This is a genomic window from Bradyrhizobium viridifuturi, assembly GCF_001238275.1.
In the GTDB taxonomy this organism is placed as follows: domain Bacteria; phylum Pseudomonadota; class Alphaproteobacteria; order Rhizobiales; family Xanthobacteraceae; genus Bradyrhizobium; species Bradyrhizobium viridifuturi.
In genome coordinates this window covers 84,478-102,911 of sequence record NZ_LGTB01000021.1, presented here as the reverse complement: position 1 = coordinate 102,911, position 18,434 = coordinate 84,478, and the positions used below count along the sequence as shown (strand labels likewise).

Genomic DNA, 18,434 nt, shown 5'->3' with positions numbered 1-18,434 from the left:
TCGTGACCCCGTGTCCCCGGGGGTTGTCCGCGTTCAGGGATGACGCACAATTCGGGACAGAAAGATGGCGCTGCAGCGCGTCAGTGGCGGGCCATCGCCAGCTGATAGATGGTGATCAGCACCTCGAACAGAATCAGGAAGACGATGATCAGCTCAAGCCGCAGCGAGCGGCTGGTGTCGATGATATCGGTCAGCACCTGCGCGGTCTCGGCCACGACTGCGAGTTTGCGGTTCAGCGATTCCGCACGCTCCTTCAACTCGTACTCGTCCTCGAGCCGGGCATAGAGCCGCTCGAGCTGCGGCTTGTCCCAGAGGATATCGGGCTTCTCCGAGACCTCGACCGGACCGGCCACGCGATGCCGCACCAGCAGCGCGTTGCCGATGTGCTTGAGGATCGCAACGCGGCCGCCATGCACACGGCCGCCCTTGGCCAGCTCGCGCGCAAGCGGCTCGGTGGTGTCGAAGACGGCGCGGACCTCGCGCTCGTGCCGCGCCAGCACCACGCTCTTGGCCAGCGCCTCGCCGACCAGGATCAAGCGCTCCGGCGACAGGCTTTGCAGATAGATCGGACCGCCCGGCGGTATCTGGTCTTCCCGTTCGGCGGCGAGCTCGATGATCGCGATCTCCTCTTCGCGCCGCGTGAACAGGCCGGTCATGCGCGATTGCAGGCTGCGGAGGAATTCATCCTCCTCCAGCGCATTGAGGCCGATCAGGACGACGACGCCGTAGCGGAACAGGATCGCCACACCATTTTCATTGACGCGAAACGCCAGCGGCGTCGTGGCCAGCACGTCGCCGCGCTCGAGGCCGGACGTGTTGATGCGGTCCGCGACGAAGAAGGCGCGGGCGGTGGTCCGGGGTCCGCCGAGCGGTGAGTTGGGAGCCTGGGTCATGAAATTCCGGACTGCGAGGACTTGACGCATGATCGAGAGCATCCGCCGACCGGCCTGCTCACGATCCTGTTCTGCTGCGGGCGACCTTATCACGGTCCGTTTTGGGATCACACGCCGGGTCCGGCGCATTTCCCGTGCGTGTTGACGGCACTGCCCGGAAGCCTATGGTGCGCCCATGACCGAGACAACCGACACCCCGAAGGCCGGCGCGATCATCGTGCCGGTGACGCTGTTCGAACAGAACTGCACCATCATCTGGCACGAGCCGACCAAGAAGGCCGTGGTGATCGACCCAGGCGGCGACGTGCCGAAGATTCAGGCCGCGATCAAGCAGACCGGCGTGACGGTCGAGAAGATCTGGCTGACCCACGGCCATATCGACCATGTCGGCGGCGCCGCCGATCTGCGCGATGCGTTGCAGGTCAAGATCGAGGGCCCGCATATCGCCGACAAATATCTGCTCGACAACGTCGTCTCGAGCGGCGAACGCTTCGGCATGACCGGGGTACGCAATTTCGGTCCGGACCGCTGGCTCGACGAGGGCGATCAGGTCTCGATCGGCGATCTGACTTTCGACATCCTGCACTGCCCCGGCCATTCGCCGGGCAGCGTGGTGTTCTTCAACAAGGAGCTGCGCTTCGCCCATGTCGGCGACGTGCTGTTCGCCGGCTCGGTCGGGCGCACCGACCTACCCGGCGGCAGCCACCCGACGCTGATCCAGTCGATCAAGCGGAAGCTGCTGCCGCTCGGCGACGATGTCGGCTTCATCTGCGGCCACGGCGCTGGATCGAGCATCGGCCAGGAGCGGATGACGAACCCGTTCCTGACCGGCGAGATGTAGCCGCGCGCTTCCTGTTTGAGCTTGATCTCAGGGCTGCTTCATCAGCCCCGCGGCGGTCAGCGCCCGCGTGATGACGCGGCTGATATTGACGCCGTTGCTCTGCGGCTTGCCCTGCTGCTTGGCTTGCCTCTTTCCCGGTCGGCCGCTGCTGCGAGCGCTTGCAGGCTCGGGCTTGTCCGCAGGCACGGGTATGGTCATCGAGATCGTGTCGGCGTTCTCGCGCGGCACTCCGGTCGGCGCGATCTGCGGCTGCCGGACCTTGTCGGTCAGGCCGAAGAAGCTCGCGATGTGATAGGACGAGGAGATCCCGGCCTCGATCAGGAACGCGCCCTCGACGCCGTAACGCTCATCATTGCCGGCGAGGCCGAGCGGCGTGCCGTGCGCCATGTCGGTGATCGAGTAGGATTCGACCAGCGTCTCGCCGTCGGCATTCCACCACACCTCGCGCGGATGGCCGTCGACGTCGGCTTTCGACATCGCCGCAAGCGGCAGGTCGTGCAGGTCGAGCCACTGCCGGACGATCGCATCGGCATTGCCCGGATGCACGGTGCGATCGGCGCTGCCGTGCCACACCGAGATCCTCGGCCAATCGCCCTTGTGACTGGACGCCGCGCGCACGAGGTCGCCGAGCTCCGGCGCCGACAATGCGCTTCCCTGCATCATGGCGCCGAGCGCCTCGCGCAGATTGCCGGCAGCGCCGAACGGCAGCCCGGCGATGACGGCGCCGGCCGCAAACACATCCGGATAGGTCGCGAGCATGACGGTCGCCATCGCGCCACCGGCGGAGAGGCCCGTCACGAAGATCCGGCGCGGATCGATCTTGTGCGCCCCCGCGATGTACCCGACCATCTCCCTGATCGATGCGGCTTCGCCCTGGCCGCGCGCGATGTCGTCCGGATCGAACCAGTTGAAGCAGGTGTTGGCGTTGTTGGCGGACTGCTGCTCCGCCATCAACAGCGCGAAGCCGTAATGCTTCGCCAATGTCGACCAGCCGGCGCCGAGATCGTAGGACGCGGCGGTCTGGCCGCAGCCATGCAGCACGACGACGAGCGCGGGCGATCGCGCCAGCTGCTCGGGCACGTATGAGAACATCTTCAGCGCGCCGGGATTGGCGCCGAATTCGGTCGTCTCGACGAGCGGCGTCGGCACGGCCGGCGCAAGCGCACCGAGGCCGTTGAACGCGCTGATCTTCGGCAGATGACGCAGAAATTCGATGTTGTTGACCAGCGACAACAGCAACTCCTGAGGTGATTTATTCTTGGGTGTCACCCGATCAGATAATTGCTGCACTGCGAAATAAAAAGGCCGTGTGCTGTCTTTCCCCGCGGAATAGTGAGATTCGGCGTTAACGCGCGATCGGAACCGGCCAAAGGTGCGGATCGCTCGAAATAGCTGCCTCAGCACCTTGTTTGAGCATGAACTTTTCGAAAATAGCGCACCGTTGCCTGCGGATTCATGCGCTGGCGCGGCGCATCCATGACAGAAATACGGCTGAAATTGATATCGACAGCACAAACAATGCGCATGCCGCAAACAACGCCAGATGTGCCGATCTCGCGCTCTCGATGGCGAAGAAGACCGCGCCGATCGCGGCAACGCCGGCCGCATTGCCGATCTGCGTCGTGGTGCCGTACATGCCGGAGCCGGCTCCGGCGCTCGCAGGCTTCACGCTCGACAGCACCGCGCTCGACAGCGGCGCCATCACCAGGCCCTGGCCGTAGCCGAAGATCATCAGCACCAGCGCGAGCAGCGGCGCCGACGGCGCTGCGATCGCCTGAACCGTCGCGACCAGCACGCCGAGACCGACGATCTGCAGCGCGCAGCCCTCGATCAGCACCAGGGTGCCGCGATGCCTGGCGCGGATGCCGCTGTGCCGCGAGGCAATCACGAAGGTCAGCGCCAGCGGCACGAACACCAGTCCGGCCTGCAAAGGCGGAATCTGCAGGCCCTTCTGCATGAACATGGTCATGACGAGGTAGAACGACAGGTTCGCGAAGAAGAAGAAAAACACCGCGACCAGCCCGCGCATGAAGGCAGCATCCGACAGCAGCGACAGGTCGATCAGCGGCATGCCGTCGCGGCGCGCAACGCTGCGCTCGAGCTGCACGAAGGCCGCAATCACGGCGACACCCGCGGCCATCACCAGCCAGACCCACGCCGTCCAGCCGAGATCGTGGCCAAACAACAGCGGGCCGATCAGGCACAACAGGCCCACGAACAGCACGATCGCGCCGGGAATATCGAGCCGCGTGCCGGCACGGCGCGGCACCGTCGGCATGATCCTCAGCGCGGCGGCGATGATGACGACGCCAAACGGCACGTTGACGAAAAACACCGCGCGCCAGCCGAGGCCGGCGAGATCGAGCGTCACCAGCACGCCGCCAAGCATGAATCCGGCGGCGCCGGCGAGCCCCAGCACGATGCCGTAGATTGCGAAGGCCCGTGCACGGGCGGCGTCGGAGAACAACAGATGCAGCGTCGCCAGCACCTGCGGCACCATCAGCGCCGCGGTCGCGCCCTGCGCAAGCCGTGCGATGATCAGCTCGGGTCCGGATTGCGCCAGACCACACCATAGCGACGTCACCGAGAAGCCCGCGACGCCGGCGACGAACACGTTCCTGGTGCCGTGGATATCGCCGAGCCGGCCGCCGGTGACCACCAGCGTGGCATAGGCGATCAGATAGATCGCGATCACGGCCTCGATCTGCGCCGGCGTTGCGTGCAGCTCGGCTGCGATCGTCGGGATCGCGACGTTGACGATGAAGGCATCGACGCCGAACATGAACTGGGCGGCGACGACGATCGCCAGCACCCACCAGCGGCGGGAGGTCTCCGCGCGCGTCGCAACGATCTGGTGCATGCCCTGTCCTGCCCGAAATGACGTTACGGCCGACATCAACAGATTCCGGTCATCCCTTCGATTACCTCGGACGTAAGCGTTGGTTCACGGGTGCGTCATCCATCGCCATCCCCCACCTGCCCGCGCTCCGCCGCGCAATTTGCGTTGATGCGCTGGGAAACATTCCGGAGCGCGGCAATCGCCGCCGATTTGCGCAACAACCATGCGGGCGCCGCAGGCTCGGAGCATTGCGTTGCCCCGAGGCACCCCGTAGGTTGGCGGAAAGCCCCCGATAACAATAAGTTGGAGAGAACGACCAATGGCGCGCCTCAAGTTCGGAGCCTTCCTCGCCCCGCATCACCCGATCGGCGAGCATCCGATGCTGCAATTCCGCCGCGACCTCGATTTCGTCGAACAGCTCGACAACCTCGGCTATGACGAATTCTGGTGCGGCGAGCACCATTCCTCGGGCTGGGAGACGATCGCCTCGCCGGAAATGTTCCTGGCCGCCGCCGGCGAGCGCACCAAGCGCATCAAGCTCGGCACCGGCGTGATCTCGCTGCCCTATCACCATCCCTTCAACGTCGCGCAGCGCATGGTGCAGCTCGACCACATGACCGGCGGCCGCGCCATCTTCGGCTCCGGGCCCGGCGCGCTCGCCTCCGACGCCCATACGCTCGGCATCGACCCGATGACCCAGCGCGACCGCCAGGACGAGGCGATCGCGGTGATCCGCCGCCTGTTCAACGGCGAGCGCGTCACCGCCAAGACCGACTGGTTCGAGATGCACGACGCCGCGTTGCAGATCCTGCCGCTGCAGGAGGATATGCCGTTCGTGGTGGCCTCGCAGATCTCGCCGTCGGGCATGACGCTCGCCGGCAAATACGGCATCGGCATCATCTCGCTGGGCTCGATGTCGACCCAGGGCCTGATGGCGCTGCCGCAGCAATGGCAGTTCGCCGAGGACGCCGCCGCGAAGGCCGGCACCACTGTGAGCCGCGCCAACTGGCGCGTGCTGCTGTCCTGGCACATCGCCGAGACCCGCGAGCAGGCGCGGCGCGAGGCCGGCGCCGGGCTGATGCGCTGGCACAACGAATATAACGTCGGCACCTTGATGCGACCGGGCCTGACTGCGTTCGGCTCGCCGGACGAGGCGGTCGACAAGACCGCCTTCATCGAGGGTGCGGCGTCCACCATCGGCACGCCGGATGACCTGATCAAGATGATCAAGAACCTGGTCGACGTCTCCGGCGGCGTCGGCTCGATCATCGGCTTCGCGCATGACTGGGCCAACATCGAAAACACCCGCCGCAGCTGGGACCTGGTGGCGCGCTACGTGATCCCGGAGATCAACGGCTATATCGACGGCCTGCGCAAGTCGCGCCAGTTCCTGATCGATAACCGCGCCGTGTTCGAACGCGCCGGCCAGGCCGTGATGGCCAAGATCATGCAGAACGACAAGGCCGCCGCCGCACTCCAGCATACCGGCACAGGCCGCGTCGCGATCCCGGCCGTGAACGCGCCTGATCTTGCGAGGGAAGCCGCGAAGCAGAAGGTGTGAGAGCACGGGCGCCTTGCAGGAACACCAGCTCGCGCCACGTCCACAACTGTCGTCCCGGCGAAGGCCGGGACGACGCTGAGGATTGCTCGCGCTTCAAGATATCAAATACGCGGTGTCATCACCCGCAAATGCGAATGCTGGATCGCCAGGCTGAGCAGACATAGCTTTCGCACCCTTGGTAATTCAGCCGAGCAGCCAGTTCGCCTTCGCGAGTAGAGCGGACGAAGCTTGCACGGACTTCGATTGCAGCGGCCGGATCAGCGCCTCCCGCAGCTCTGCCTTTGGAGCTTTGATAAACGCGAAACGCACTGCGATGACTTGTGACTTGAAGGAGTTTGCGATTTTGCTGCGCCAATGCAAAGTGTCGGCAAAACCAGAGTCCAGTTGAAAACGCAGCCCCGTCGCGGACTTTCCTCTCCCCAAACCACCGTCAGGGCTGATGTCCCTGATCTCCTTCCACGGAATCAAATCGTCGGAGGCGAAGCTGTATCGGAACCCTTCAGGCGATATCGTCAGAGCAGGACCGCCTGCCCTTAGTGTCTTGAACAGACTCCCAAAGGCCGCGCACAGGCAAAGCAGGGCGGCACCGCAGATCACGGCCACCACGAAGAACATGGCAGATTCGCCGACGTGGCGCGGGAACTCCATAGCCAAGCCCAATGAAGCCGCGCCGCACGCCAGGAACATGAAAGCAAAAATCAGGATGGCGATCAGGAGCGCGGCCAGCGCGACGGTCGCCCAAAGACGATTTACCGCAAAGCTGCGATCCTGGCTCATTGGACAATCCCGAGCAATTTGCCCTGTCAATGCACTACATTGACACCATATCTCAAGGGTTGTCCAAATCCCAGTCATCAACCCGTCTGGCGGTTTGGCCTGCTCGGAGGTTGATCGGACATCCGCCGAAGGCGGAGACGGCGCCGCCGCTGCGCTTGCCAGGGCGACGAAAGGCTACGCCACCGCTCCGATCCCGACGACGTCGATGCCGTCGACGCGGCCGCGGATCGGCAAGGTGCCGAGATCGCTCACCGGAAATGGCGGCGGCGCGGCGAAGCGGGCCATCGCCGCGCGTGAGGCGAGGAAGCCGCCATCGACCTTGCGGCTCAACTCCTCCAGCCGCGCCGCGGTGTTCATGACATCGCCGTTGAACACGATCGCCGGCTTGACGTCGCCGATCTCACCGACGATCACCGAACCGAAATGCAGGCTGCCGCGGATCTGCGGCACCGCATCGAATTCGCGCTCGAACTGCGACGCGGCCTTCTGCAGCGCGCTGCGCATCGCCACGAAGCAGCGCAGCGGCCGGCAATCGATCGCGCCACTGCGTTCCGGCCACGTCACGATGATTTCATCGCCGATATAGTTCAGCACCTCGCCGCGATGATCGACGACCGATTCGGTGAGCAGGCGAAAGGTGCGATCGAGAAAGCGATGAATGCCGATGCCGCCGAGCCGTTCGGCCAGCCCGGTCGAACCCGCGATGTCGACGAACAGCACGAAGCGGTTCTCCTCGACCGGGGAATGGTAGCGCCCGGTCACGAAATTCATGAAGACGCGCGGGCCGATCAAGATGGCGATGCTGAAGCCGAAATTCAGCACCAGCGAGATCACGGCGGAATAGGCGATGGAGCGCCAGAAGTCCTCATAGGAGACCTCGAGTGACAATCCTGCGAAGCGCTCGCCCGGCTGCAGCAGCTGGATCGCGATGATGATGACGGCGTAGACCGCGCTGCGCACCGTCAGAAGGCCGGCAAAGGACAAGCGATTGAGGCGCTCCGACAGCGGGCCCTGAAACACGAACAACTCGATCCCGCCGAGCGCCACGCAGGATACGAATGCGTAAACAAACCCCACCAGGAACGCCGTCAGCGAATGACGGCCTTGCGCGACATTGATCACGACACTCGCGACGACACCGGCCACGATGACGGCGCCGAGAGTGCGCAGCTTCCGCTCGAGTTTGGCGTTCACGCGAGACTGCTCCTTCCCACGTCATTTGCGAGCCATCCGGTCGGCGCGAAGCGTCGCCGGATGATAGGCTCCTCCAAAGCAATCCATCATGCCGCACGAAGGAAGGTGGCTTGCTTCGTCGCTATCGCTCTTCGCAATGACGCTGCAATACGAACTAGCCCCCCTGATCGAACGCCTTGCGCAGCGTGACGTAGCCGGCCTGCTGCTGGCTCCAGTTGCGGCCGCCGGTGATGGCGCCGTCGACGACGAGGTCATGGCCGTTGATGAAGCTCGATTCGTCGCTCGCCAGGAACACCGCGGCATGGGCGATGTCGTCGGGCAGGCCGGCGCGCGGGATCGGCTGCGCCGCCTTGTAGACTTCGCGCATCACGGAAGCGGTCTTCTCGGCCGCATCGGTCGACAGCCCGAGCGCCTTGCCGAAAATGCCGGTGGCGATCGCACCGGGCGAGATCGAGTTGACGCGAATACCGGATTCGCCGAGCTCCATCGCCACGCATTTGGTGAGATGAATCACCGCGGCCTTCGCCGCGCCATAGACCATCGACGAGGAAAAACCGGCGAGCCGTCCGGCAATGCTGCCATTGTTGATGATGCTGCCGGAGCCCTGTTTGCGCATGTACGACGCCGCATGCTTCATGCCGAGCATGACGCTGCGCACCAGGGTTGCCATCGCGGCGTCGAACCGCTCGACGTCGAGGCCCTCGATGCCGCCGGTCTGCGCCGGGCCGCCGGCATTGTTGAACAGGCAGTCGATGCGGCCGAACTTCTCGACCGCGAGCGCGATCAGCGCCTGCATCTGCTCCTCGACCGTGACGTCGGTCTGCCGAAACAGGCAATTGCCGCCGAGCTGCTGCGCCAGCGCCTCGCCCTCCGCGGCGCGGCGTCCCGCGATCACGATCCGCGCGCCCTCCGCGACGAAGACCTCCGCCGTGCGTAACCCGATGCCGCTCGTCGCCCCGGTAATCACCGCGACCTTGCCGTCCAGTCGTCCCATGCCGGTCCCCTCAACTTACGTCTGATGTTGCGGATATTCCCCAGCCGCTCCCGACAACGCAAGCACGGGCGCGGTGACCGTACGGCGAGGTCCATCTGTGGCCAGAAGGCCACAACTGCGGTTTTTCGGTCGCAACGGCCTTATTTTGGTTCGCCTGTTCACGTGAACTGGAACGACCGATGGCGAAATGGATCGACGAATTCAGGGCGGGTTGGCGGGGCGATTCCCAGCCTTCGATGCGGCTTGCGGCGAGCTTCGCCGTCCTCTGTCTCGTTTTGGCCACTGCGGCGCGCTTCGGGCTCGCCCAGATCAGGCCGGATGTGTTCTTCACGCCCTATTTCCCGGCGGTGTTCTTCGCGACCGCCCTTGGCGGCTTCCGGATCGGGATCGCGACCGCGCTGGCCAGCGGCTTGCTCGGCGTCGTCATCAATTTCAGCAGCGGGCACGCCGATCCGGCGCGCTTTGCCCTGCTGATGATCTTCTGGGTGGTGTGCGGCATCGCGATCTGGGGCGTGGAGCACTACCGTTCCCTGGTCGCCCAGCAGCGCGAGGTGTCGAAGCGACTGATCGAGGAGGAGCAGTACCGCAAGATCGTGGTCGACGAATTGCAGCACCGGCTGAAGAACAAGTCCTCGACCATTCACGCCGTGCTGCATCAGGCGCTGCAGGACCGGCCCGATGTCTGGCAGCGCATCGACCATCGCATCCGCGCGCTCTCGGCGACCGACGATCTGATCGCGCGGGTCGACGGCTATGGCTGCGATATCAAGGATTTGCTGCGCTCGGAGCTCGGCCCCTACGGCCACGTGCGGTTCAATCTCAACGGCGAGCAATTGTTCCTGCCCGCCAAGCTCGCAGTCTCGTTGGCGCTGATCTTCCACGAGCTCGCAACCAACGCAGGAAAGTACGGCGCCTTCTCCTCGCCGCGCGGATTTCTGCAGGTGTCGTGGACGGTGGACGACGGACGTCTCAATGTGATCTGGGACGAAACCGAGGGACCGGTGGTCGAGGTGCTCGGCGAACCCGGCTTCGGCACCAAGCTGTTGAAGTCGGCGCTGCGGCCGTTCGACGGCAAGACCGAGATCAGTTACCTGAAGACCGGCGTTCACTGCACTATGCAGTGCAAGCTTCCCAACTGTTGATAACTGGGCTTTCCGGCACAGGCGCGTTTTCCGGTGCAACCGCGCGCGCCGCAATCGCTTTCACCGGCAGCCGAATCCGTCATTGATACTCTGTTAATGACGATTGCCGCGACGGCTTGCGAAAGCAGCCCGGGTCTCATTCTGTCACGGCATTTCGCAAGTCCGCTTAACCAAAACTACAACGGACTTTGCCAAGGTCGGCACATGCATAGTTTCACCAAGAACGATTTTCAGGCGGGCGCGGCAGCGACCGGCCAAGACGACATTTTCGGAAATGAACTGCGCATTTTGCGCGATCTGCTCCAGCTGCTGCCGGCGGGCGTGACGGTCCAGGACGAGCAGGGCCAGTTCATCCTGGTGAACGAAGCGGCAGCGAGCCAGTTGCAGCTGGCTGCGAACGCGAGCCAGCCGGCGCCGGTCGACGACCGTCATACCGCCAACCTTGACCTCCTGCGCAGCGGCCGTCCCGTCGTCCTCGAGGAGGTGCTCTCCTGCGGTGCAGCCAAATACGTGTTTCTCACCTCGCACCGGCCGGTCCGGATCGCCGGCCGCAACCTCCTGGTCTCGACCTCGACCGACATCAGCGAGCAGAAGGCGTTCGAGGACCAGCTGTTCCGCTCGGCCTATTACGATGAACTGACCGGCCTGCCGACCCGGCGGGTGATCGAGCATCGGGTCAACGGCCTGATCCGCGACGCCGCGCAGAGCCATTTCGCGCTCGCCTTCCTCGACGTCGACAACTTCAAGCACATCAACGACTATTACGGCCACGCGATCGGCGATGCGCTGCTGGTCGAACTGTCCAAGCGGCTCGGCCACGCGCTGCGCGACACCGATATCCTGTCGCGGATCTCCGGCGACGAGTTCCTGCTGCTACTGAACCCGATCAGCAGCAATGACGAGGTTGCCGAATTCATCCACGTCATGCAGGAGCGGCTGAAGGCGCCGTTCTTCATCGAGGAATCCGAGATCTTCGCCTCGACCTCGATCGGCGTCAGCCTCTACCCGATGCATGGCAGGAGCTACGAGGCGCTGCGCCAGAACGCCGATATCGCGATGTACCGCGTCAAGAACAACGGCAAGGGCTCGACCGCGTTCTTCGACAACAGCATGGAGCGCGAGGCGCTGGCGCGGATGAAGATCGAGCAGTCGCTGCGGCTGGCGATCCTGGAAAAGCGCTTCTGCTGCGCGTTCCAGGCCAAGGTCGATATCCGCACCCACGAGGTCAAGGGCATCGAGGCATTGGTGCGGCTGCGCGACGATGACGGCGTGATCCAGGCGCCCGGCACCTTCATCAACCTCGCCGTGGAGCTCGGCCTGATCGACGAGCTGACATTTCTGGTGCTGGCGGAAATCGTCAAGTCGATCGACCTGATCAACGACACGTTCGGCCCGACCGCGACGATCAGCATCAATGTCGCCGCCAAGCAGGCCGGCAATCTCGAATTCATGCGCCGCTTCGCGCGCGCACTCGAGGAAACCGGCTTCCCGAAGCGCTTCATGATCGAGGTTACCGAAGACGCCTTCGTGACCCGGTCGCATTTCCAGGACCAGATCCTGCCGATCCTGCGCGGCATCGGCGTCGGCATCTCGATCGACGATTTCGGCATCGGCTATTCGTCGCTGTCGGCGCTCGCCGACATCACCGCCGACGAGATCAAGATCGACCGATCCTTCATCACCGACATCCATCAACGGCCGCGCAGCCAGGGCATCCTGCGCGCGATCGAATCGCTGAGCGAGGCGCTCGGCATGACGGTGATCGCCGAGGGCATCGAGTCCTATGAGGAGCTCACCTATCTGCAGGCGGCGACCAAGATCCGCTATGCCCAGGGCTATTATTTCGCCAAGCCGATCTTCCTCGAGGACCTGAAGCCCGCGACGCCGGTCGCCAGCGAGAGCCGCGCCAGCATGGCGGCGCGCCCCTCCCAGGACAGCCGCCAGAGCTATTCGCGCGCCAACGGTTTTCGGCGGTAGGCAATCCTACTCACCTCGGCCATTTGTGGCAGGGCCATCGCATATGGCCTGCCTCCGCAGGGACGCACTGCCAAAACATCGAAAACAACCTCATGCAAAGTAGCCGGCGGCGCGCCGGCCTTCGACATGCACATTGACATGTCGGGCAAATCAGCAATATAATTCTATTATCCCGAAATTGTGCGCACACCCAACCCTCTCTCCATCAGAACGGGGAGAGGGAGAAGTCCGTCTACTTCTCCAGCACCGGCAACGGCGCGACGCCGTTGTTCGCGGCTCCGGCCTGCATCGTGATCAGCGTCATCGAGACCAGGTCGTAGTAGCCCATGATGCCGATGATATCCATGATGCCGCGCTCGCCGAACTTCTCCCGCGCGGCCTTGTAGACGGCGTCCGAGACCTTCCTGTCGCGATAGAGCGCGCTGCCGAGATCGTAGAGCGCGGCTTCGTCGTCCTTCATGCCCTCGGGCCGCGTGCCCTTGGCGATCGCGTCCGCGATCTTCGGATCGAGCCCGCCCTTCATCGCCAGCGGATAATGCGCCGACCATTCATATTGCGCGGTCCAGTGCCGCGCCGTGATCAGGATCGCCATCTCGCTGAGCCGCGCCGGCAGCGAGGTGTTCCAGCGCAGATACTCCGACAGGTTCGACAGCTTCGGCGCCAAATCGGGATTGCGGATATACGCCCGGTAGGGCGGTGCGGTGAATTTGGCGTTGCGCGGCGGCGCGCTGATCATGTCGGCCCAGGCCCTTTGCGGCGGCGACAGCTCCTCGGCCTTGAGCGGCGCGAAGCGCACGGCGTCATCGGCTCGCGCGGCCTGCACTGAAAATGCCAGCAACACCAAACTCCCAACCGAAAGAATCCCTGCCCCAGATCTTTTTCTCATTGTCGTTCTCCCTTTGGGGCGCAACGCGCCCGGCCCCACCCTACCGCGGCGCCGCGCGCCGGCCTATATTGAGGCCGGTGTTACGCGAAGGTGTCAGCCATGCAGCCTGTGTCTATCCTCCTGAACATCCTCTGGATCCTGATCGGCGGCGCGTGGATGGCGTTCGGCTGGCTGGTCGCCGCCGTCATCATGGCGGTCACCATCATCGGACTGCCCTGGGCGCGCGCCGCCTTCAACATCGCGGTCTATACGCTGCTGCCGTTCGGCTCGCGTGCGGTGCGCCGCGATGAGGTCACCGGCATGTCCGACATCGGGACCGGGCCGCTCGGCGTGATCGGCAATCTGATCTGGCTCATCCTGGCGGGCTGGTGGCTCGCGATCGGCCACGTGATCACGGCCATCCTGCTGGCGGTGACCATCATCGGCATCCCCTTTGCCTGGGCGCATCTCAAGCTCGCCGGCATCGCGCTGTGGCCGATCGGCAAGGTGATCGTGCCGGCGTGACGCCGGCGCGCATTCGCCATCGTTTGCAGAGGCCTGCAAGACCACCTATTTGGCGATCGGCTTTCCAGGCGGCGGGGGCGGCGGATTGGAGATCGCAAATGTCAGCCAGGTATTCCACCCCTTGGGCCGATTTTCGGCGTCGAACTCCCAATAGCCTTTGGCGTTGAGAACGCCCTGCATCGTTCCGAGTGGAAACACGTAGCCGATCTGCGGGCCGATCGATTCGACGCGGGATCTGAACGGCCCGAGCCTGGCGCCAGATCCGCTGTCACCGGTGACCTGCTCGTAGGCGTAGCCGACCGCGCCGACGAACAGCTGCTTGGTCACGAACTGCGAGGTCGCCCAGTCGAGGTGAAAATCGATACCATTCTGATAGTCGGTGACGGTGTTCTTGAAGTTGTAGGTGAAGCCGGCGATCGCGGAAAATTCCGTGCCCGTCTTTGGATTGAAATAAGTGTAGCCGCCGCCGCCATCGATCGATCCGTGGCCGATACCGAGATTGATGATGCGCGTGCGCTCGTATGCGCCGACCGGCGCGTCGCCGCTCGCATACACCATCCAGTTGTTGACTCCCTGATTCCATTTCAGCGTCGCCATCGGATACAGGTCGCCCACACCGGTCACGGCGTCGTTGATCGAGTCGGAGCGGATCAAGGTGAACGGTGGTATCGATGCCGTCAGCGTCCCGTTCAGGCCGGCATTGGCGCGGCCGAAAACGCTTGTGAAGCCGACCGAGGCCTGGCCGCCCAGCACCGGCGTTGCAAAGGTGTAGGTCGGCGCCAGGAAGAAGAGATCGGCGTTGGCGTTCAGGCTGGCCGACAGGCTGGCGGTGGCGGTCGGGGTGAATCTCCCGATCTCGACCTCGCGCGCGGCGGCCACATTGGCGCCTGCATTGACCGACGTGTGATAGTAGACCGCAGCGGCCGACCATCCTGGCGCGGTCGGCACCGCCGACATCGATCCGAATGTGCCGGGAAGCCAGGCGCTGACACCGGCTTCGTCGGACCAGGCGGGTGTTCCGGCAAGCACGACGGCCCCGGCTATCAGCCACCATCCGCCGCGTCTGAAGTTCGCTGCCAGTCGGCTTCCGCTACCTGCCATCTGCGCCCCCGTAAGGTGATTGATTCGCCTAGAGATCGACTCGATCGATGGTCCACTCGATGCGAGGAAGATTCGGCATTTCGCGACCGTCATCGACCCCAATCTCCGCCTTGATCATGCGCTCCAGCTTGTCGCTCATGGTGGTGATCAGTTCGTCCTTGCCTGCCCTGTCGGCCGCCAGGTTCTTCATCTCGGCGGGATCTTCCTTGAGATCGAACAGCTCGACGTCGTTGTGCTTGTACAGATCGGCGAGGTTGACCGGACGATTGCGCTCTCCCGGAGCAAAATAGCGTGTGAACTTGTAACGTCCGTCGAATGTCGTGCGCAGGCTGCCGCGCTTCTTCATGTCGGGCTTGAAGCCCTTCTTGAGGATCGCGACGACCGGATTCTTGCCCGCTGCTCGCGCCTCTCCGACGACCTGCCAGAGGGTGCTGTCGTTGGCGCCGAGCCCGCTATAGGTGAAGAGGATCGCCTCGCGGATGGCGTGAACGTCGGCGGCGCCGGGATTTGTCAGCAGCTTGGTCATGTCCTTGCCGGGCAGCGCGCGGCCGGCGATTTCGCCGGATTTCTCTGGCGGAACTCCCGCGATCGAGAGCAGCGTCGGCACAACGTCGATGTGTCCGCTCAGGGCCCGGCAGTCCTGCCCGCCGCGGACATCGGGGTGAACCACGTAGAACGGCAGATGCGTCGTTTCCTCGTAGGCAAACGGGCCCTTGCCGTGCAATCCGTGCGCTCCCGCCATTTCGCCGTGATCCGACGTGAAGCAGATCACGGTGTTGTCGGTCAGGCCGAGCGCATCGATCTCCTGCAGGATTCGGTCGACCTGCGAATCCACGGAACGGATGCAGTTGATGTAGTAGTCGTTGAAGCGCCGCCAGCGCTCCTCCTCGGGCGGGATGTGCCCAAGCACGTAATCCCAAACTTTCAGGAACTCACCATGAGCTGGCGGGCGCGCCGGACTGTCGAACGCCTCGGTGATATTCTTCGGAAGGGAAACGTCCCAGCTGGCTTTGAACAGCTGGTGCTCGGGCGCACGCGCTGCATGCTTGATCAGGCTTCCGGTGTCCTGCACTTTCTGCCCGGGGCGATCGGTGTTGAAGTACATCACGTCGTGCGGGTTGACTAGGCTGACGAACAGGGCCCACGGTTTCCCGTCGTCGCTGAGCGGACGCCCGTTGCGCCGCAGCCAGGTGATCGCGCTGCTGGCGATCAGCGGGTCGAATTGATAACCGCCGAGCGTATGACCGATGATGTCGCCCGGGGAGAAATAATCCGAGAAGCCGTACGCATCCATTTCCTTGGTGAACAGCCGGTCCGGATCCTCGCTGTCGAACTTGCGATTGAGGTGCCACTTGCCCTTGTAGGCCGTGTAGTATCCGGCCTTGCGCAGCATGTGACCAATGGTCGGGACCTTAGTGGACAGGCTCCTCACCCACGGGACGTCGCAGTTCTCGAACATCCGGTTGTCGGCTGTTTGCAGGCCGGTCAGAAGAACGGCGCGCGAGGACGTGCACATCACCGCTGGACAATAATGATTGTGCAATGTCACGCCCGTCTTCTGCAGGCGTTCATGGGCGGGCAGCGACAGGCCCTTCGGCCAGCTGGCCTGATAGCGTTCCTGGTCCGTGAAGATGAAGAGGATGTTGGGCTTTCGACTGCCAGGCGGCTTGCGGGGCAGATCGGCGGCCGGTCGTTGCTGCGCCGCGGCATGCCGTCCACCAAGGCCGAATGTCGGCGCGCCGATACTGGCGGCCGCCGCGGTCGTCAGCGCAAGAAACGCCCGCCGCGACCCGCCTCCTTCGCCCTTGTTGCCCCTATGCATTTCAGCAGCTCCGAACAAGGCGTGACGCGCCGCCTCCTCTGCATGGAACCAAACAGCCGATGGGCCGGCTACTCAAATAGCGCAAGCCTACCGGCGGCAGCTGACACGCCGGCTGGCTATTTTTCGAGATGCTGCCAGACGCCGTTCCAATCCGGCTGCGGCGGCGTCTTGCGCATGAGGCTGATGCGTTCGAGGAACAGCTTCGTCGGCCCGTCGTTCGGTGCGCAACGCTGACACTCCTCGAACCGGGCTTGGGCGTCGTCCCAATCCTGCCTGCGATAGGCTTCGAGCCCGTCGGCGAAGGCCGTTCGAAGCTCATTCTGCGAGGCATCGAGCTCTCCGGCAAACGCCATCAGCTCGTAGATCCGGACCGGCTCTGTCTTGCCTGCCACGATGATCTGGTCGACCTCGCGCGCCTCGACTGCGCCTTGTGCCAGGCGGTGGGTTTCCTCGGTGATCAGAATCAACGTCCCATAGACTTTGTTGATGCTCTCCAGACGCGAGGCGAGATTCACGGTATCGCCAATCACAGTATAAGAGCGCGCCGCTTCCGAGCCGATGGTTCCGACAATCGCTTCCCCCGTGGCGATGCCCATCCGGATCACGACGTCGGGTGTATTGCGCCTGATGCCGGTGATCTCGGGCAGATGTGCGCGCAGCGCTGCGATCGCCTGCTGCTGCGCCAGCGCGGCACGGCAGGCATCGCTAGCGTGATCGTCGCCGGCCGAAAACGGCGGCACCCAGAATGCCATGACGGCGTCACCGATATACTTGTCGATGATGCCACGATGGCGGTGAATGACGTCGGCGACGGCGCCGAAATAGTTGTTCAACAGATGGACCACTGCGCTCGCCGTCAGTTGCTCGCTGATGCCGGTGAACTGCTTGATGTCGGAGAAAAAGACGGTCAGGCTGCGCCGCTCGGCCTGATCGGCGCCGCTGGCAATCAGGCGGCTCACCAGCCTCGGATCGACAAACTTGCCGAACGTGTCCTTCAGGCGATCCCGCTCACGCAGTTCCTCCAACATCCGGTTGAATGCAAGCGCAAGCTCGCCGACCTCGTCGCGGCTGCGGATCGAGACCGGCACGATATCCTTGCCGGATTCAATGGCCTTGGTGCTGGCAACCAGCTGGCGCAACCCCGACACCACGCGGGTCGACCCGATCGCGCTGACGCCGAGGCCGATGCCACAGGCGGCAATGAACAGGCCGAAGCTCAGATAGGTGTCCAGCTTCTGCCGGGCGAGAACGGAACGGGTCGATCGGCTGGTCAGATCGGCAAGCTCGTGACGGATTTGAGAGAGGTCCGAACCGAACGCCTGCGCGAACTTGCCAAATCCGAACGATGCCTGACGCGCATCGTCGCGACGGCCATCGGCGAGCGCCGCAAGCGTCGACTCGCCGACTGCAATGAACTCCTCGAGATTGCGGCTTAGATACTGCAATACACCGGTGATCCGCGCGAGTTCGACGCGGTCCTCGGTTTCGTAGCCGGGGTCGCGGATCGCTCTTTGCAGAATCGTACGCCCTGCCGCCACCGTGTTGCGCAACTCGTCGGCCAGCGCCTTTGCGGCGCCGGCCGCAGCCCGACGGCTTGCCGCATCGTGATCCGATCGCACCTCGCGCAGGATCTCAAGCTCATATCTGTCGGTATTGACGTCAAAATCCGCGACCAACTGCATCAGGGGCAACTCGTATTCGTTGATGTTGGCGAGTTGGTCCCGATCGAGCTTCTGGACAAAAGCGAGCACTCCGACGACGGCACCGAACAGTCCGAGCAGAATGCCGGCAAGCAAAAAGAACTTCTTGCGGATTGTCATTGCCGGGACTCCATGCCCCTTGGGTACGGGGAAATCCAACTATCTGACGGATATACCAACCATCTAATCGGGCAGCGGCCGCG

The 18,434-nt window shown here is 63.9% G+C and carries 15 protein-coding genes; 5 read left to right on the top strand and 10 right to left on the bottom strand.

The features are described from left to right. Positions 1 to 80: 80 nt before the first annotated feature. Positions 81 to 893: an RMD1 family protein gene (locus ALC15_RS20230; RefSeq protein ID WP_050628806.1), complete on the bottom strand. Its 813-nt coding sequence runs from the start codon at positions 891 to 893 to the stop codon at positions 81 to 83. Positions 894 to 1,068: 175 nt separating this feature from the next. On the opposite strand from ALC15_RS20230, the gene ALC15_RS20225 reads away from it, so the two are divergent. After that, positions 1,069 to 1,734, top strand: a complete 666-nt coding sequence (locus tag ALC15_RS20225) for an MBL fold metallo-hydrolase (protein WP_050628772.1) — start codon at positions 1,069 to 1,071, stop codon at positions 1,732 to 1,734. 27 nt (positions 1,735 to 1,761) lie between these two features. On the opposite strand, the gene ALC15_RS20220 is transcribed toward ALC15_RS20225, so the two are convergent. Next, the gene (locus tag ALC15_RS20220) at positions 1,762 to 2,967 is read right to left on the bottom strand and encodes an extracellular catalytic domain type 1 short-chain-length polyhydroxyalkanoate depolymerase (protein ID WP_050628805.1); all 1,206 of its coding nucleotides are present in this window, start codon (positions 2,965 to 2,967) and stop codon (positions 1,762 to 1,764) included. Between the two features lie 220 nt (positions 2,968 to 3,187). After that, positions 3,188 to 4,594, bottom strand: a complete 1,407-nt coding sequence (locus ALC15_RS20215; RefSeq protein ID WP_050628771.1) for an MFS transporter — start codon at positions 4,592 to 4,594, stop codon at positions 3,188 to 3,190. Positions 4,595 to 4,892: 298 nt separating this feature from the next. Between ALC15_RS20215 and ALC15_RS20210 the strand changes: the two genes are divergently transcribed. Beyond that, positions 4,893 to 6,134 (top strand): LLM class flavin-dependent oxidoreductase, encoded by a 1,242-nt coding sequence (locus ALC15_RS20210; protein ID WP_050628770.1) that lies wholly within the window; start codon positions 4,893 to 4,895, stop codon positions 6,132 to 6,134. Between the two features lie 183 nt (positions 6,135 to 6,317). Here ALC15_RS20210 and ALC15_RS20205 read toward each other — a convergent pair whose 3' ends face one another. From ALC15_RS20205 to ALC15_RS20195, 3 genes are all read right to left on the bottom strand, one after another. Beyond that, the gene (locus ALC15_RS20205; RefSeq protein WP_050628769.1) at positions 6,318 to 6,911 is read right to left on the bottom strand and encodes a hypothetical protein; all 594 of its coding nucleotides are present in this window, start codon (positions 6,909 to 6,911) and stop codon (positions 6,318 to 6,320) included. Positions 6,912 to 7,085: 174 nt separating this feature from the next. After that, complete coding sequence (locus tag ALC15_RS20200; RefSeq protein ID WP_050628768.1) at positions 7,086 to 8,105, bottom strand: adenylate/guanylate cyclase domain-containing protein; 1,020 nt, start codon at positions 8,103 to 8,105, stop codon at positions 7,086 to 7,088. 154 nt (positions 8,106 to 8,259) lie between these two features. After that, the gene (locus ALC15_RS20195) at positions 8,260 to 9,099 is read right to left on the bottom strand and encodes an SDR family NAD(P)-dependent oxidoreductase (RefSeq protein WP_050628767.1); all 840 of its coding nucleotides are present in this window, start codon (positions 9,097 to 9,099) and stop codon (positions 8,260 to 8,262) included. 179 nt (positions 9,100 to 9,278) lie between these two features. Between ALC15_RS20195 and ALC15_RS20190 the strand changes: the two genes are divergently transcribed. Next, positions 9,279 to 10,241 (top strand): sensor histidine kinase, encoded by a 963-nt coding sequence (locus tag ALC15_RS20190; RefSeq protein WP_050628766.1) that lies wholly within the window; start codon positions 9,279 to 9,281, stop codon positions 10,239 to 10,241. 204 nt (positions 10,242 to 10,445) lie between these two features. Further along, positions 10,446 to 12,218: an EAL domain-containing protein gene (locus ALC15_RS20185; protein WP_050628765.1), complete on the top strand. Its 1,773-nt coding sequence runs from the start codon at positions 10,446 to 10,448 to the stop codon at positions 12,216 to 12,218. Positions 12,219 to 12,450: 232 nt separating this feature from the next. On the opposite strand, the gene ALC15_RS20180 is transcribed toward ALC15_RS20185, so the two are convergent. Then, positions 12,451 to 13,056, bottom strand: coding sequence for a carboxymuconolactone decarboxylase family protein (locus tag ALC15_RS20180; protein WP_430649182.1), 606 nt, complete (start codon positions 13,054 to 13,056; stop codon positions 12,451 to 12,453). 147 nt (positions 13,057 to 13,203) lie between these two features. Here ALC15_RS20180 and ALC15_RS20175 point away from each other — a divergent pair, with 147 nt between their 5' ends. Continuing rightward, on the top strand, positions 13,204 to 13,608 hold the full coding sequence (locus tag ALC15_RS20175) for a YccF domain-containing protein (protein ID WP_050628763.1): 405 nt from the start codon (positions 13,204 to 13,206) through the stop codon (positions 13,606 to 13,608). Positions 13,609 to 13,653: 45 nt separating this feature from the next. Here the strand turns inward: ALC15_RS20175 and ALC15_RS20170 are convergent, their stop codons facing one another. The 3 genes from ALC15_RS20170 to ALC15_RS20160 form a co-directional block, all read right to left on the bottom strand. Beyond that, positions 13,654 to 14,637, bottom strand: a complete 984-nt coding sequence (locus ALC15_RS20170) for a SphA family protein (protein WP_347336304.1) — start codon at positions 14,635 to 14,637, stop codon at positions 13,654 to 13,656. A 100-nt stretch (positions 14,638 to 14,737) separates the two neighbouring features. Beyond that, positions 14,738 to 16,531: a sulfatase family protein gene (locus ALC15_RS20165; protein ID WP_050628761.1), complete on the bottom strand. Its 1,794-nt coding sequence runs from the start codon at positions 16,529 to 16,531 to the stop codon at positions 14,738 to 14,740. Between the two features lie 116 nt (positions 16,532 to 16,647). Continuing rightward, entirely contained in the window at positions 16,648 to 18,351 is a 1,704-nt protein-coding gene (locus ALC15_RS20160; protein ID WP_050628760.1) for an adenylate/guanylate cyclase domain-containing protein, read from the bottom strand. Between the last annotated feature and the right edge of the window lie 83 nt (positions 18,352 to 18,434).